19 protein-coding genes are annotated in these 14,849 nt (G+C 66.1%); 8 read left to right on the forward strand and 11 right to left on the reverse strand.

Features of this window, described 5'->3' with window-relative positions:
• Positions 1–27: 27 nt before the first annotated feature.
• The 6 genes from ERC79_RS07460 to ERC79_RS07485 form a co-directional block, all read right to left on the reverse strand.
• Complete coding sequence (locus ERC79_RS07460; RefSeq protein ID WP_131577034.1) at positions 28–900, reverse strand: DUF559 domain-containing protein; 873 nt, start codon at positions 898–900, stop codon at positions 28–30.
• A gap of 9 nt (positions 901–909) precedes the next feature.
• Complete coding sequence (locus tag ERC79_RS07465; RefSeq protein ID WP_131577036.1) at positions 910–2,247, reverse strand: phosphatase PAP2 family protein; 1,338 nt, start codon at positions 2,245–2,247, stop codon at positions 910–912.
• 24 nt (positions 2,248–2,271) lie between these two features.
• Positions 2,272–3,390 carry a glutamate--cysteine ligase gene (locus ERC79_RS07470; protein ID WP_131577038.1) on the reverse strand — a complete coding sequence of 373 codons (1,119 nt, stop codon included), beginning with the start codon at positions 3,388–3,390 and terminating at the stop codon, positions 2,272–2,274.
• A 96-nt stretch (positions 3,391–3,486) separates the two neighbouring features.
• Positions 3,487–4,191: a superoxide dismutase family protein gene (locus ERC79_RS07475; RefSeq protein WP_131577040.1), complete on the reverse strand. Its 705-nt coding sequence runs from the start codon at positions 4,189–4,191 to the stop codon at positions 3,487–3,489.
• Between the two features lie 62 nt (positions 4,192–4,253).
• The gene (locus ERC79_RS07480; protein WP_131577042.1) at positions 4,254–4,811 is read right to left on the reverse strand and encodes a LytR C-terminal domain-containing protein; all 558 of its coding nucleotides are present in this window, start codon (positions 4,809–4,811) and stop codon (positions 4,254–4,256) included.
• Between the two features lie 72 nt (positions 4,812–4,883).
• Positions 4,884–5,210: a DUF3263 domain-containing protein gene (locus ERC79_RS07485; RefSeq protein ID WP_131577043.1), complete on the reverse strand. Its 327-nt coding sequence runs from the start codon at positions 5,208–5,210 to the stop codon at positions 4,884–4,886.
• A 228-nt stretch (positions 5,211–5,438) separates the two neighbouring features.
• Between ERC79_RS07485 and ERC79_RS07490 the strand changes: the two genes are divergently transcribed.
• The 3 genes from ERC79_RS07490 to ERC79_RS07500 are packed head-to-tail and all read left to right on the forward strand — an operon-like array spanning position 5,439 to position 7,107.
• Entirely contained in the window at positions 5,439–6,044 is a 606-nt protein-coding gene (locus ERC79_RS07490; RefSeq protein ID WP_131577044.1) for a peptide deformylase, read from the forward strand.
• Positions 6,031–6,288, forward strand: a complete 258-nt coding sequence (locus ERC79_RS07495; protein WP_131577045.1) for a GNAT family acetyltransferase — start codon at positions 6,031–6,033, stop codon at positions 6,286–6,288. Before ERC79_RS07490 ends, ERC79_RS07495 begins: the two co-directional genes overlap by 14 nt.
• Before the next feature lie 18 nt (positions 6,289–6,306).
• Positions 6,307–7,107 (forward strand): exodeoxyribonuclease III, encoded by an 801-nt coding sequence (locus tag ERC79_RS07500; RefSeq protein WP_131577046.1) that lies wholly within the window; start codon positions 6,307–6,309, stop codon positions 7,105–7,107.
• Here the strand turns inward: ERC79_RS07500 and ERC79_RS07505 are convergent, their stop codons facing one another.
• Positions 7,108–7,470 carry a GNAT family N-acetyltransferase gene (locus ERC79_RS07505; protein ID WP_131577048.1) on the reverse strand — a complete coding sequence of 121 codons (363 nt, stop codon included), beginning with the start codon at positions 7,468–7,470 and terminating at the stop codon, positions 7,108–7,110.
• A gap of 129 nt (positions 7,471–7,599) precedes the next feature.
• Positions 7,600–7,959 carry a GNAT family N-acetyltransferase gene (locus tag ERC79_RS07510; protein ID WP_131577050.1) on the reverse strand — a complete coding sequence of 120 codons (360 nt, stop codon included), beginning with the start codon at positions 7,957–7,959 and terminating at the stop codon, positions 7,600–7,602.
• A 188-nt stretch (positions 7,960–8,147) separates the two neighbouring features.
• Here ERC79_RS07510 and ERC79_RS07515 point away from each other — a divergent pair, with 188 nt between their 5' ends.
• Positions 8,148–9,116, forward strand: a complete 969-nt coding sequence (locus ERC79_RS07515) for an alpha/beta hydrolase (RefSeq protein WP_131577052.1) — start codon at positions 8,148–8,150, stop codon at positions 9,114–9,116.
• An 89-nt stretch (positions 9,117–9,205) separates the two neighbouring features.
• On the opposite strand, the gene ERC79_RS22955 is transcribed toward ERC79_RS07515, so the two are convergent.
• Positions 9,206–9,808, reverse strand: a complete 603-nt coding sequence (locus ERC79_RS22955; protein WP_165497048.1) for a hypothetical protein — start codon at positions 9,806–9,808, stop codon at positions 9,206–9,208.
• Between the two features lie 139 nt (positions 9,809–9,947).
• Between ERC79_RS22955 and ERC79_RS23360 the strand changes: the two genes are divergently transcribed.
• Together ERC79_RS23360 and ERC79_RS23365 are read left to right on the forward strand one after the other, a co-directional pair.
• Entirely contained in the window at positions 9,948–10,187 is a 240-nt protein-coding gene (locus ERC79_RS23360; protein WP_165497049.1) for a hypothetical protein, read from the forward strand.
• Positions 10,188–10,256: 69 nt separating this feature from the next.
• Positions 10,257–10,562: a hypothetical protein gene (locus ERC79_RS23365; protein ID WP_165497050.1), complete on the forward strand. Its 306-nt coding sequence runs from the start codon at positions 10,257–10,259 to the stop codon at positions 10,560–10,562.
• A gap of 69 nt (positions 10,563–10,631) precedes the next feature.
• On the opposite strand, the gene ERC79_RS07530 is transcribed toward ERC79_RS23365, so the two are convergent.
• Entirely contained in the window at positions 10,632–11,438 is an 807-nt protein-coding gene (locus ERC79_RS07530; RefSeq protein ID WP_131577054.1) for a hypothetical protein, read from the reverse strand.
• 1,336 nt (positions 11,439–12,774) lie between these two features.
• On the opposite strand from ERC79_RS07530, the gene ERC79_RS07535 reads away from it, so the two are divergent.
• Both ERC79_RS07535 and thiD read left to right on the forward strand, forming a co-directional pair.
• A complete protein-coding gene (locus ERC79_RS07535; protein ID WP_131577056.1) occupies positions 12,775–13,644 on the forward strand; it encodes a hypothetical protein in 870 nt (289 codons plus the stop codon).
• 158 nt (positions 13,645–13,802) lie between these two features.
• Positions 13,803–14,654, forward strand: coding sequence for a bifunctional hydroxymethylpyrimidine kinase/phosphomethylpyrimidine kinase (gene thiD, locus ERC79_RS07540; RefSeq protein ID WP_131577058.1), 852 nt, complete (start codon positions 13,803–13,805; stop codon positions 14,652–14,654).
• On the opposite strand, the gene ERC79_RS07545 is transcribed toward thiD, so the two are convergent.
• Positions 14,655–14,840 carry a hypothetical protein gene (locus ERC79_RS07545; RefSeq protein WP_131577060.1) on the reverse strand — a complete coding sequence of 62 codons (186 nt, stop codon included), beginning with the start codon at positions 14,838–14,840 and terminating at the stop codon, positions 14,655–14,657.
• Positions 14,841–14,849 lie beyond the last annotated feature (9 nt).

Raw genomic sequence — 14,849 nt, forward strand, 5'->3', positions numbered from 1 at the left:
TTTCGACTCGATCCCGCGAAATCTCGACTAACTCGCGGGCATCCCACCCTCGCGCAGGGCCGTGGTGAGCCGATCCAACAGCTCGTCAGGATGGAACAGCACCAGCTCCTTGGTGGCTACCACGACGTCCCAGCCCCGCTGCCGAACCTTTGCCCGACGCCGTACATCCTGCGCGTACTGACGCCGTTCGCGGTGGTGATCGCCGTCGTATTCGAGCACGACGCGGTACTGCGGCCACGCCATGTCGACCTGCGCGTCGATCCGCCCGTTCGCGCCGTGGAACATGTACTGGGTCTGCGGGCGGGGCAGTCCCGCGCGGATCACCAGCAGCCGGGTGCGGGTCTCCCAAGGCGAGTCGGCGCCCGCGTCGGCGAGGTCGAGAACGCGTCGGAGCTGCTTGAGTCCGCGATCGCCGCGATGCCGGTCCATGAGCTCGCCGACCAACTTCGGATCCTTGAGCCCGCTGTTGCACAGCCCGTCCACGGCGGCGACGGCGTCATCGAACGGCAGGCGTCGGCCCAGGTCGTAGGCGGTACGCAGGTGGCCGGTGAGTTCGTAGCCGTACACGTCCTCGTGTTCGTCGTCGGCGAGGGTGTCGTACCGAAACCGTACGCCCGCACGACGGCGGGCCGGTTGCGGCAGGATCGCCTCGGGCTGCGCGTCTTCGGGAATGTAGCGATAGCCGTGCAGCGCCGCGGCCGACCAGCCGGCGAGAACTGCATCGGGGTGCGCGACGGCCAGGGCCCGCGAGCGCTGTGCGAAATCCACCGGCTGGTCGGCGCGGACGTAGATACCGGTCAGGACCGGCACGTACTCCCGCGCGATGCGCGCCGGGGTGAGCGTCGCGAGCAGCCGCGCCCGTCGTATCGGGCCTTCGGGAAGCTCGGATCTGCGCGCCACCCGCGAAAGCTATCCGCGAGTTAGTCGTTCTGGTGCGGTTTCGACCGAATCCGACGCAATTTCGACTAGCTCGCGGTCCCGGTAGAACGCCCGCCAGTACGCGAAGGCGAAGAGCGCGGGGACACCCAGGAGCAGCGGCGCCGACAACGCCGGGTACTCGGCGATCTCCACGGCCAGGTAGCGGTAGCTGAGCAGCAGCGCCGCGAGCAGCACCGCGCCACCGACGACCAGCTTCACCCGGAACGCGCCCCAGCCCCGTTCGGGGGCGCGCAGTGCGGATTCGAGCGTCAGCGTCAGGACGGCGCCGGCGATGAGGTCGACCCCGTAGTGGTAGCCGAACCCCAGCGTCGCCGCCAGGGTGCACACCAGCCAGAACGTGCCGCCCCAGCGCAACCACCACGGCCCCTGCCTGGAATGCAGGAACAGCGCCAGCGCCCACGCGGTGTGCAGGCTGGGCATGCAGTTGCGGGGAGTGACGCCGTCGAAGGGCATGGCCGACGGCGTCAGATCGACGGGCACGACGCTGGGCCAGAAGTCGCCGACCTGAAACCCGTTGCCGTCGGGCCCGAACGCGAAGATCGGGCCTACGACGGGGAACAGAATGTAGAAGACGGGTCCGACGAGTCCGATCAACAGAAAAGTGCGCACCAGGTGATGCGACGGCCAGCCCTTGCGCAGCTGATACAGCGCGACGGCGATCGCGGCAACGGGCAACTCGATGTACACCCAGTGCAGGACGGCGTAGCCGACGGAGCCGAGGGCGTCGACTACGTTCCCCATCACCCACGCCGGGTTGCCGAGGGCCTGGTCGGCGAGCTGGACATACGGGTCGAGGACATCGGGTCCGGCAAGGACCGTGATGTGCAGCCATACGTCCCCGAATTTGGTGGCGACGATGAGCAGCGCACCGAGGCCGACACCCATGAGCGCGCTGCGGCGCTGTTCGCCCTGCCACGCCAGGCCTGCATAGACGCCGATCGCGGTCAGCACGATCACCGCGCCGTTGCCCACGGTGAGCGGTCCTCCGGCCAGGTACCGGATTGCGGCGATCACGACATCGATGCCCACCGCACTCGACAGCGCCAGCACCCGCTGCCGGTTGGTCAGCCCCACCATCGCGAGTGCCAGGCCCGCCCACGGCACGGACGCCGACTTGGGGGTGCCTGCGAAATCGTTGAAGAGACTCTCGAGTGGGCCCTGGAAGCCACGCGTGGATGCGAAGATCTGCAGCGCGATCAGGATGGCGACACCGGCGGCAACGACCCCGGAGAGCACGAGGTTCCGGGTTCGATCGTCGAACCGTATCGGCTCTGTACGTGCGCCACCGTCCGTCAACACGCCGTCCATAGTAAACGGCGGGTGAATCCGGCCTTACGTGTCGAGTTCGTCGACGAGGGAGCGAACGACGGCGCGCAGGTCCCCGCCGGTCGCGGCGGCCACCTTGCGCTGACGCTGGTACGACGCGCCGCGGCGGGGAATATCGGCGACGCGGGCCAGTTCGTCGGCGCAGCCGAGCTTCACCGCAGTGGGGGTGAGCTGCTCGAGCAGGTCGTCGAGATCGTCGGTGACGAGCCGTTCGCGGCTGTCGGCACCCAGGATCACCTCGGCGTCGAGGCCATATCGGGCGGCCCGCCACTTGTTCTCCTGCACGTGCCACGGCGGCATCGACGGCAGGGTCTCCCCCGCCTCGAGCCGGGTGTCGAGGTCGACGATGAGGCAGTGGATGAGCGCGACGAGGGCGCTCAGTTCGGTTCGGGAGGAGATACCGTCGCACACGCGGACCTCGATGGTGCCCCAGCGGGGCGCGGGACGGATGTCCCAGTGCAGGCCGCCGAGGTTGTCGATGACGCCGGTGGTGAGCTGGTCGTCGACGTAGCCCTCGAACTGTGTCCAGTTCTCGAACTGGAACGGCAGACCGGCGGTGGGTAGCTGCTGGAACATCAGCGCCCGGTTGCTGGCGTACCCGGTGTCGACTCCGGTCCACATCGGCGACGACGCCGAGAGCGCCAGTAGATGCGGGTACTTCAACAGCAGAGCATTGAGGATCGGAAACACCTTCTCGGCGGACGAGATTCCGACGTGCACGTGCACACCCCAGATCAGCATCTGCCGGCCCCACCACTGGGTGCGTTCGATGAGTTCGTCGTAGTGCGGGGTGCGGGTGATCAGCTGGGTGGACCACTGCGCGAACGGGTGCGTGCCCGCACACATCAGGTCCACGCTCAGCGGGTCGGCGGCGCTGCGCACCAGTGACATGGTCTCCGACAAGTCGTCCATGGCCTCGCCGACGTTGTCGCAGACGCCCGTCACGAATTCGACGGTGTTGCGCAGCAATTCCTTGGTGACGCGGGGCTTGTCAGCAAGCTCGCCGACAGCGTCGAGCACGTCGGCGGCGGAGTTGGAGAGATCACGGGTGATCCTGTCGACCAACGCGATCTCCCACTCGACGCCCAGGGTGGGACGCGGCGAACCGGCAAAGTGGACTGCCACATTGCCGATCCAACCACAGCACCCGGGCGCCTGCAGGACGCACAACGGCGGGGCCGTGATGGCCCCGCCGTTGTCAGCTCTCGCGTCGGTTCAGCGTCAGTACTCGCCGATGACACCGCACGCCACGCGGCCGCCGGCGTCGCCGGTCGACAGGGTGGCCTGGTCCGGGACCGCGGCGTTGTCGGGCAGCGTGTAGCGGGTGGGTATGTTGGCGAAGTTGTCGGCATTCGCGTGGATCATCAACGCGGTGCCCTTGCCGCCGTTCTTCAGGTCGTCGAGGGTGAAAGCGTCGGTGGTGGTGACCAGATAGCCCTTGCCGTCCTCGCGGACCTCGAGGGAGGTGAGGTCGCCGCTGGCCGGGTGACCGGTGCGTCCCGCTACCTGGAAGTGGCCGCCGGCGGAGAGGAAGTTGCCGGGCTCGCCGCCAGTGGGGGCGACCGAGTTGGGCTCGCACTTGCCGACCGAGTGGACGTGCAGGCCGTGGAAACCGGGCTCGAGACCCTGCGCGTTGACGGTGATCTGAACGTAGCCGTCCTCCTCGGCGAACGACGCGGTACCGGCGTTGACCCCCTTGGCGTCCTTGAGCTGCACCTCGACGGTGCCGGCCTCGGTGGTGGTGGCGTGCGCGGATCCGCTCTCGGCGCCACCGGGGGCGGGGGAACCGGTCCACACCGGCGGGGTGGTGCCGGGGACGTCGGTGGGCTCCTCGTTGTTCGAGCATGCGGTGAGACCCAGCGCGGCGATCGCCACCAGCGGGGTCACGACTCGCCAGGACTTGCGACGGGTGGAATGCGAGGCCATCGGACCGCTCCTTCGAGGTGGGTGAAATCTGCGGATGATCATAGCTAGCGGGTGGCTGTGAGTTATCCGGAGGTGACGATCACGATCACGCCGGGCGACGCGCTGGCGATTCCGGCAAAACGCGGTTCGGCCTTGACGCCGAGCTCGGCAGCGATGGCCTGTGCAGCAGCCTTCTCGGAGGCGCTGCTGCCGTAGTACACGGTGGTGGTCTGGATCTGCCCGTAACTGTAGTTGCCGGTCTCGGAGATATCCCAGCCGTTCGACGTCAGCTCGTTCGCGGTCTGCGCGGCCAGGCCGGAGACCGTGCTGTTGTTGAACACCCGCACCGGTACCGACTTGTCGACTCGCGCGGAGGTGGTGGTCGACACGGAACTGGTGGCCGAGGCCGCCGTCGTCGTCTCGGCTGCCGTAGTGGTGGGCGCCGCGGTTGTGGTGGTGCGCACCGGCGCCACGGCGGGCGCGGACGTCGTGGTGGGAGCGGCTTCGGGTGCCGCATCGCCGGAGTCCGAGCTGCCCAGTGAGGCGGCACCCAGCCCGGCGAAGAGGATCGCAAGGGCGATCAACACCATCGCGAGCGCTCGCAGTGGGGGGCCTGACGACTCTGGGTTCGGGGTGGTCACTGTTCCGACCTTAATCGGCGCGTCGGACTGTTCCCGTAACGAGGTGACGACGGCCGGGATTTGGTGGCGGGCCTACGTGGAGATGTCGAAGCCCAGCCGGCGGGCAGCGCGGGCCTTCTGCCTGCTGGCGCGCAGTCGGCGCAGGCGCTTGACCAGCATCGGATCGGCGGCCAATGCCTCGGGACGATCGACGAGCGCGTTGAGCACCTGGTAGTAGCGGGTGGCAGACATCGAGAAGAGTTCCTTGATGGCCTCTTCCTTGGCGCCGGCGTACTTCCACCACTGTCGTTCGAAGGAGAGGATGTCGTGTTCGCGTCGGGTGAGGCCGTCCTCGCCGACCTCGTTGCCCGACGCGCCGTCGGTGCGTTCAAGCTGGTTCCGCGCTGCTGCGCCGTCCATCTCTCTCCTCGACTGCTAGATTCCGCTCGCCCTCAGCGAATCCACGTGCCCCCGGTGGCCAGCCGAAACGGTGGCCCAGCACCGTGCACGGACGCTGATACGACAACTGCGGACGCGAGCACGAATTACACTGATGTCCTTCGTGGCCATTGAACCATGATCACCGCTGCGAGCACCGGGTTCCGGTGGGGCGCGCCGCGAATATCACGCCCATTATCCTTGGTGACCATGGCAATTCTTCCGATCCGGATCGTCGGCGACCCCGTACTGCACGAGCCGACCAAGCCGGTGACCCAGTCGCCGGCCGAAATCGCCGAACTCATCGGCGACATGTACGACACGATGGACGCTGCCAACGGCGTCGGCCTGGCGGCAAACCAGGTGGGTGTGCCGCTGCGACTGTTCGTCTACGACTGCCCCGACGTCGACTCCGCAGGCAAGTCGATCCGCCGCCGCGGTGAGGTGATCAACCCGGTACTCGAGACGTCGGAGATCCCGGAGACCATGCCGGACGAGGACGACGACGTCGAGGGCTGCCTGTCGGTGCCCGGCGAGCAGTTCCCGACGGGCCGCGCCGACTGGGCGAAGGTCACCGGCACGGATGCCGAGGGCAATCCGGTGGAGATCGAGGGTCACGGGTTCTTCGCTCGCATGCTGCAACACGAGACGGGACACCTGGACGGGTTCCTGTATGTGGACGTACTGATCGGCCGCAACGCCCGGGCCGCGAAGAAGACGATCAAGCGCGCCGGGTGGGGTGTGCCGGACCTGAGCTGGACGCCGGGCACGGTGGACGACCCGTTCGGTCATGACGAGGACGATGACGAAGACTGACCCTCCGCTGGGTCCACCGGTGATCGGTGGCCGGGTGGTGGTGCGGTATCGCCTGCCGCCCGGTGGCACCCACCCGCTCACCGACGTGATCGGCACGCTCGAGCAGCTCGAGCCGGCGGTCGTGGTCCGCACCGCCGACGGCCGGGTCGTCGAGGTGGACCGGGGCGACGTGGTGCGGCTCAAGGCCCTGGGCCCCAAGCCGGTGCGCCGGTCCGACAGCCGGGTCCGGCGACTGTCGGACTAGCTGACTATCCTCTGCGGTGTGCGACTCGCGACGTGGAATGTGAACTCGGTCCGTGCCCGAACCGACCGGATCGTGGACTGGCTGGCCCGCACCGACACCGACGTGTTGGCAATGCAAGAGACCAAGTGCAAGGACGAGCAGTTCCCGTACGAGCGGTTCACCGAGGCCGGCTACGAGGTGGCACACGTGGGCCTGAGCCAGTGGAACGGCGTGGCGATCGCGTCGCGCATCGGGCTCGAGGACGTACAGATCGGGTTCGCGGACCAGCCCGGGTTCAACAAGGATCCGGAGGCGGAGGCCGCACAGGAGGCCCGCGCAATCGGCGCGACGGTGGGCGGGGTGCGGGTGTGGAGCCTGTACGTGCCCAATGGCCGTGAGCTGACGGATCCGCACTACGTCTACAAGCTCGAGTGGCTCGCGAAGCTGCGTGCGGACGCGGAGGGCTGGCTGGCCGGCAACCCGGACGCGCAGATCGCGCTGGTGGGCGACTGGAATGTCGCGCCCACCGATGAGGACGTGTGGGATCCGGCGTTCTTCGAGGACAAGACGCATACGTCCCAGCCGGAGCGGGACGCGTTCGACGCGTTCGCCGATACCGGCTTCACCGACGTGGTGCGCCCGCACGCGCCTGGCCCGGGCGTCTACACCTACTGGGACTACACGCAGTTGCGGTTCCCCAAGCGCCAGGGCATGCGCATCGACTACGTGCTGGGCTCGCCCGCGTTCGCGGCCCGGGTGACGGGCGCGCACATCGATCGGGACGAGCGCAAGGGGAAGGGCGCGAGCGACCACGCACCGGTCGTGGTCGATCTGGACTGATCAGACTCCCTGCTCGTCGAGCAGGTCCAGGTATTCGGTGTGCATGCCGAGGAAGCGTCGCACGTAGGTGCAGACCGGGCGGATCCTCGTGCCCTCGCGCCGCGCCCGATCCAGTACCTCACGTACCAGCACGGCCGCCCAGCCTCTGCCGCCGCGGTCCTCCCGGACGACGGTGTGCAGCAGCGTGAGCACGTCACCGGACCTGGCGGCACTGTCACGCTGGTAGCCGAGAATGCCGACGAGATCGCCCCCTACCCACAGTTCATAGCGTTCGTGGGGCGGGCTGTCGACGACGCAGACAGCCGGGCCGGTCGCCGGGGCCGTGCTGCCCGGCGCACCAGATTCGACTGTGGCGTAGTTCACATCAGCTATGAAACCAGAAGGCACGGCGGCGGCGCAGTCCGTTTCGGGACAGTTGGGGTAGTTCGATGCGGATGCGCCACTGGCTCGTTACCGAATCTCGATCAGTTGAGCTCGATCAGTTGAGCTCGATCAGTTGAGGGAGACGACCTCGAGGGGCACCATCAGATCGCGGTACTCGGGGTTGGCCTCGACGAAACGCTGGACGTACGTGCACACCGGACGGACCCGCCAGCCGTAGTCCCGAGCCTGGTCGAGTGCACGCCGGACCATGACTGCAGCGAGTCCCTGGTGGCCGAAGTCCTCCACCACGACGGTGTGCATGAACGACACCACCCGCGCACCCGCGCGACGGCCTCCCGGCCGCATTCCGGCAACCGGCGTGGTGTCGTAGTAGCCGACGATCCCCACCAGGTCTCCATTGAGCCGCAGCTCGAATCGGTTCTGGTCGGCGTTGTCGGTCACGTCGGCGCGGGGCGAATCGGCGAACACGACACCTCCTCTGGACGGCTTCGATGCAATACTGTGATCCACGCCACTATTTCTACAGGCACCTTCACCCCCTGTCAGGCGTTTGACCAAATGTTTGCATCCAGCTTTCCCGACAAAAGCCGTTGGCCGTGAGCGTGCGCGGGCAGACAATCGAGGAACACCGCCTTGCACGCCGGAAGGATGTTCCGATGCCGCTCGAACCGGTTCTCGAACCTGCAGCTCAGGAGTTCGCCGACGCCACCGCCGAGCCACCCTTCCTGTACGAGCTCCCGATCGAGGAGGGGCGGGCGCAGTTCGACGAGGTGCAGTCGGGGGACATCGCCAAGCCACCCGTGGAGATCGAGGACCGCGTAGTGGACGGCGGGCCGTCCGGGCAGATCCCGGTCCGGATCGTGCGCCCACGCGGGGCGGCCGGACCGCTACCGGTGATCCAGTACAACCACGGCGCCGGATGGGTGTTCGGCGACGCCGACGTATACGACCGCCTGATCCGCAATCTGTCCGTGGGATCCGAAGCTGCCGTGGTGTTTCCGAGCTTCACCCGCTCCCCCGAGGCGAAGTACCCGACCGCGATCGAGGAGCTGTACGCCACCTCGATCTGGATCGCGGACCACGGCACAGATGCCGATCTCGACCCGACGCGGATCGCCGTTGCCGGCGACAGCGTGGGCGGAAACATGACGATCGCACTGACGCTGATGGCCAAGCAGCGCGGCGGCCCGCGCTTCCGGCAGCAGGTGCTGTTCTATCCGGTGACCAACGCCGAGTTCGATACCGACTCGTACCGCCAGTTCGCCCACGGCTACTTCCTCACCATGGAGGCGATGCGGTGGTTCTGGGACCAGTACACAACAGACCCGGCACATCGGGCCGAGATCACGTGCTCGCCGCTGCGGGCCACCACCGAACAACTGACGGGGCTGCCACCGGCGCTGGTGATCAACGGCGAAGCCGACGTGCTGCGCGACGAGGGCGAGGCGTACGCGAACAAGCTGCGCGCCGCGGGCGTTCCGGTTACAGCAGTGCGGTTCCAGGGGATGATCCACGATTTCATGATGCTCAATGCCCTCGCCGATACCCACGCTGCGCGAACCGGGATGCTACTTGCCACCACGACCTTGAAGCGCGCCCTCTACGGCGCCGGGGAGCTGGAATAGCCCAAACCCGCGAGGCCCGTTCCTACACACTGATGCGAATAGTCGAATCTTACTTGCATCCAATCAATTTCAATCCGACCAGATTCGGGTCATGGCAAGATATCGATCCCCGGCGAGAACCTCAACTTGCCATTCAAGGTGGCCGTACCGGACCCTGCTGGCGGGCACCCCACTCCACCCGTCGAATTGAAGTTGACGGTCCCTGTGTTCGAGGCAATCACCGATGGCTTCGTGTATGGCAGCGGCCCGATCGTGCTCGTACCCAAAGTGATCGAGCAACCGATCGGCGGAACTGTAACCACCGCCCCACCGGCAGGGATGATCAGGAAGCCCCGTGGATACGCTCCGTCGTGATCGACCATCAGTCTCCAGATCCCACTGGCCACGACACTCACCGGCTGAACGTTGAGTGCGCAGCTCGACAGATTCATGGAACTGATATCGATCGCGATTCCCCCGGGAGAAGGACTGCTGTTGGCAGGCGCGGCCGGAATCATCCCGTAACCCGAGACATCCGTGCACCGCAGGGTGTATCCGGGGGTGTACATCCGGAGTTCACTGCTCGTCACTACGACCGGCGTATCCGGAGGAGTGACCGTCGTCGAGGCGTACGACATCCCCGGAGCCGCCAACATCGCAACCGCTGCGACGACCAGACCCGCACTACCGCGATTGAGAACCTTCGTCGCCATTCGTTTCTCCTCATTGCCCTCAGGAGAGATACTCGAATCTTCCTTGCAGCCAACCCAATCTGAACTCATACTGCATCAACCGTCCCGGTACCCATCAACACGAGCACCGGGACGGTCGAGTTCAGGCCAGGGTCACGGTGTGACATCCACCCCCGGCGTGAACGTCAGCTTGCCCGTCAAGTTGGCAGTACCGGGGCCTGCCGGCGGGCACACGCCGCCACCACTCGAGTTGAAGTTGATCGTCCCGGAATTCGACGCCGTCACCGACGGCTTCGCATACGGCAGTGGCCCGATCGTGCTCGCTCCCACCGTGATCGAGCAACCACTCGACGGCACGGTTACCACCGCTCCACCGGCGGGGATGATCAGCGAACCCTGAGGGGACGCACCATCGTGATTGACATTCAGCTTCCAGACCCCGCTGGTTGCGACATTCGCAGTCTGACCGTTGAGCGTGCAGCTCGACATGCTCACGGTGGTGATGTCGATCGGGATCCCGCCGACGGAGGGATTGCTGTTGCCGGGGGCGGCCGGGGTCGATCCACTGCCGGACACATTGGTGCAGCGCATGGTGTACCCCGGGGTGGTCATCCGGAGATCACTGCTCGTCGCGGTCACCGGCGTGTTGGCGGGAGTGATCGTCGTCGAGGCATACGACATCCCCGCAGCCGTCAACGTCGCAACTGCCGCGACAGCGAGAACCGCGCTACCACGATTGAGAACCTTCTTCGTCATCTACTTCTCCTTTGTGTGAGGTAGAGCCCCCGTTCGGATGAACGGTTTGCGGAGGAAAGGCATTCACGGAATGAATCGAACTGCAGAGCTACTGGAGCTCCCATCCCGCAGCGTTGTAGACCGAGCTGGTGGTGGAGAGGAAGTTCCCTCCGCCACCCGAGGGCAGGCCCGCACGTTGGTTGACGGCCCAGTTCAGCGAGCCGAAGAGCCCGCACCCGCTAGCGCCGGGCACGGCAAAGTTGGTGGCTTTGTGGGTTGCCTGGGGCCAGACCCCACCCGGCACACCGGGAACTGTATCCGAAATCCATTGCGCAGCACCAGCATTTTGAAGATCGAGTGAAAGACGGACCGGGTTGGACGCAGAACCGATGTAGCAGTTGTTCCCCAGCAGCGGATTGGACAGCTTGAGCCGCACCGGGAGTTCCACACCGAGGGTGTAGGGCTGGACGTCGGGCAGGGCGACCGCCTCGACCGTTGCCTGGATGGCGGTGGGGCCGAAGTCCTCGGACGAACTGGTGCCGAGTGCGCCACCCGGGACACTGATCGACTTCGAGTACACACCGAACTTGCCATCGTTTGCGGCGGGAACGAAGACCTGATTAGTCGGATTGGCCGGATCAGGCTGGCTGACACCACCGGCAATCATCAAGCTTCCATCCGCAATCTGAACGTCCAGGCCACCGATGCGCATCGTGCCGTCCCGAACCACGACGGTCATACAGGTGCCGAGATCGGTGACAGGGTCGTAGACCTTGTCGAGCTGGCAGGTGTCCCAATTCTTGAATTCGTACTTCGCCCCCGCTGCGGGGGCGGCCGCGGTCGCCACACCACCACCGACCAGCGCCAGAGCTGTCACCGCACCCAGGATCGTGGAGCGGGCCATGAGTTTTTGCACGTAGAACCCCCAAACGGAATATTCACCCAGCCAGGCCTATTCGAGCGAGTTCGATGTTCCTGCCCGAGCGCACTTCTGACAGAAGAGCATCGCCTCGAAACACACTGAGACTCGGCGCGATGCATGGCGTTGGAGTGAGTCGGGCATGCGCTGGTGGCGTTAGTCCGAGATGAGCGGAGTTGTGCTCATCCCGGTCTCCCCCGAGATTCCCCATCCTCAGCCAGGCCTGATGCCAGCCTGACCGTGAGCGTGTAACAGATCGTTACATGCACGACGCCGCTGCGTGACGGTTTTTGCCGATCCCATTTCCGGGCGTGTCGAGACCCCCATTGACTTAGACAACCGTCCGACACATGTTGTGGCCCTTGGATAGTCGCGATCCTCTACCTCACAATGATCGCCGAACGTGAGCCCGGGTTCCCCACGTCGCATTCCATACACATTGGTGCACAACATCTTCGGACACTCTTGTCGAAAACCGCGGACCTTCCTGACGCGCCGCCACAGGCTTCCTATTCGAACTCCAGCCATCTCGACGCAAACACTTGGTTCCACCGTTCATCGCCTGGCACCTCGACTCAGACCTTCCGCCTCGATCGAATTGCTTCGATCACCGCCGAGCCGATACACAGCCCTGCGGTACGCGAAACACGACATTTAGCTCAAAGATTTCACCGCAGTACATCTTCCGATTCCGATTTCGGATTCGTGAATCGCCTCGAAACCGCCACATAGCAGGGTCGCCGCCCTCGGAGCTACCAGACGTGGGCTCTGCGGCTCGATGAACTGGGCCGTGCGCCTGCAGGCAGACCCACCCTCTGCGGGCACCGGCAACTCCCCGTCCACCACCGCCCCGTCTGCAACCGTGGCAGGCTGGGAACTGATCGCGCCCCGATCCACCCCGCATGCCCTGATCCACCGCCGACGATTGAGTTGACGCATGCCGCTCCTGCACGCGGATCCATACGCAACCTGCGCGAACCGACCGAATTGCTGTACTGCAGTTCATTTTTCGAAATCCTGTAAAGCACGATCAATTCTCTTCAAAACCTTCACTCGGCCGCGTCGTATATGTAACGATCCGTACACGCTCGCGGTCAGATTCGCCTCTGACCCAGGACGGGGAACCCGGGGGGGAACTTACCGAGCTGCACCACCGCTCGGTAAGCCCCTTCGCCAACCGGCATCCGACTCACCCCGACGCCACGGCATCGAGCCCGAGCCCGACTCGCCGCTCGTGACCGACACCTGCTCTGACAGTAAACATCTCGGGACCACCTATCAGGATTCGACCGAATCAGGATTGTGGACACGAGTAAACGTATGGGGGTACTACGTGCAGAACAAGACCACACGCTCCACCGTCCTGGCCGCCGTGGCTGCGCTGGCCCTGGCCGGTGGCGGCGTGGCGAACGCCGCCGAAGGCAGCTCCGGCAGCCTGTCCGGCTCTTCCGGCAGCAGCGGCTCCTCTACCGGCTCGTCGGCCACACCCGGCACGCCGTACGAGTTCGAGAACTGGGACACCTGCCAGCTCGATCTGGTCTACAACCCCGTCACCGACCTGGGCACCTGTATGACGGTGATCATCCGGGACGGCGACATGCGCATCGGCAACCTCGACGTCGCGGTCCCCGACGGCAGCCTGATGATCGCCGGCGGTGTCTCCCAGGACGCCGACGACCCCACAATCCAAACCTTCGTCCCGGCCGCCGACGACGGCAAGTTCGGCGTGTACGCCAACCCGATCACCGTCCCCGGCGGAGCATTCGGCGCCGCCTCAGCCGAGAACTTCGGCCCCACGGCCATCCAGGCAACGGTCGAAGCGGTCGCCCTGCCCGCCGTCGACCCTTACAACCTCGCGGTGCAGCTTCCTGTGCGGATGAAGCTGTCCAACCCGCTCCTCGGCGACAACTGCTACATCGGCTCCGCCGCCAACCCGATCAACCTCTCCCTCGATCTCGTCGAGGCCGGGACGGCCGAGTGGATCTCTACCAACGGACCCGACGTACCCGGTGGCGTCTGGCCCCAGGCCACCCACGAGGCAGCGGACTTCGCCGTCCCCGGCGCCACCGGATGCGGCCCGCTCGGATCCCTGAACTGGGCTGTCAACCTGAGGGCGGGCCTGCCCTCCGCGGGCACCGGCAACTCCCTGTCCACCACCAGCGCCGTCTACAACGTGGCGGGCTGGGAACTGCTCGAGCCCTGATCCACCTTGCATGACCTGATCCACCGCTGACCTCGTCCCGGTGCCGGTATCCTTCCGGCGCCGGGACGACTCACGTCGCGGGTGCTCTCACCCAGCCTCGGAATGAACGCCTCGCACCAGCGGTCGCCGCACCCGATCGCATGGGTAGGCTCGAGGCCGTGAACTACCTGCCCCTGACGCCGACCGGCCAGACCCCGATCCGCGCCCTCACCATCGCCGGCACCGACTCGGGCGGCGGCGCGGGCATCCAGGCCGATTCGCGCACCATGGCGCTGTGCGGGGTGCACGCGTGTGTCGCGGTCGCCGCGGTGACGGTGCAGAACTCGATGGGCGTCAGCGGATTCCACGAGATCCCGCCCGAAACAGTGGCCGCGCAGGTGCGCTGCGTGGTCGAGGACATCGGCGTCGCCGCCGCCAAGACCGGGATGCTCGCGTCCACCGCGATCATCGAGGCCGTCGCGCAGGTATGCACCGAGGTCGGCATCGGCCGCGATGGCTCGATCCCGCTGGTAGTGGACCCGGTGTGCGCGTCAATGCACGGCGATCCACTGCTCCACACGGAGGCGCTCGACGCCGTCCGGAACACTCTCATCCCCATCGCATCGCTGGTGACACCCAACCTCGACGAGGTGCGTCTGATCACCGGCATCGAGGTGGTCGACGACGCCACCGCGCGCCGCGCCGCCGAGGCTCTGCACGCACTCGGCGCGCAGTGGTCGATGGTCAAGGGCGGGCACCTGCGCTCGTCGACATCGAGCACCGACCTGCTGTTCGACGGTGACACCTTCCACGAGTTCACCAGCCCACGGATCGACACCGGCAACGATCACGGAGGCGGCGATACCCTTGCTGCGGCCGTCGCGTGTGCGCTCGCCAACGGCTACGGAATGCCCGACGCGGTGGCGTTCGGCAAAGAGTGGGTCACCAAGTGCCTCGAGGCGTCGTACGACCTGGGCGCCGGACACGGTCCAGTGTCGCCGCTGTGGCGACTGGACCCGAAAAACGCCTGATCAGCGTGAGTAGTCCCGCAAAGTCATGACGAAACCGACGGCCACCACCGGTACCGCGAGGATGTAGACGGCAATCCGGAGCCACGTGGGCCCGTAGTAGCTCACCACGATCGCTGCCGCCAGTGCCGCGATGATCATCAGCACCCCGTAAAAGGGTGTTCGCTGTGGATGCTCGGGCTCGGCCACGCCCCCAGT

Source organism: Rhodococcus sp. ABRD24, assembly GCF_004328705.1.
Classification (GTDB): domain Bacteria; phylum Actinomycetota; class Actinomycetes; order Mycobacteriales; family Mycobacteriaceae; genus Prescottella.

Coding starts and splice junctions, on each gene's coding strand:
- ERC79_RS22955 (WP_165497048.1), bottom strand. CDS start 9,808: ATGGCGACGAAGGTTCTCAATCGCGGTAGTGCGGGTCTGGTCGTCGCA.
- ERC79_RS07465 (WP_131577036.1), bottom strand. CDS start 2,247: ATGGACGGCGTGTTGACGGACGGTGGCGCACGTACAGAGCCGATACGG.
- ERC79_RS07485 (WP_131577043.1), bottom strand. CDS start 5,210: ATGGACGGCGCAGCAGCGCGGAACCAGCTTGAACGCACCGACGGCGCG.
- ERC79_RS07490 (WP_131577044.1), top strand. CDS start 5,439: ATGGCAATTCTTCCGATCCGGATCGTCGGCGACCCCGTACTGCACGAG.
- ERC79_RS07495 (WP_131577045.1), top strand. CDS start 6,031: ATGACGAAGACTGACCCTCCGCTGGGTCCACCGGTGATCGGTGGCCGG.
- ERC79_RS07515 (WP_131577052.1), top strand. CDS start 8,148: ATGCCGCTCGAACCGGTTCTCGAACCTGCAGCTCAGGAGTTCGCCGAC.
- ERC79_RS07475 (WP_131577040.1), bottom strand. CDS start 4,191: ATGGCCTCGCATTCCACCCGTCGCAAGTCCTGGCGAGTCGTGACCCCG.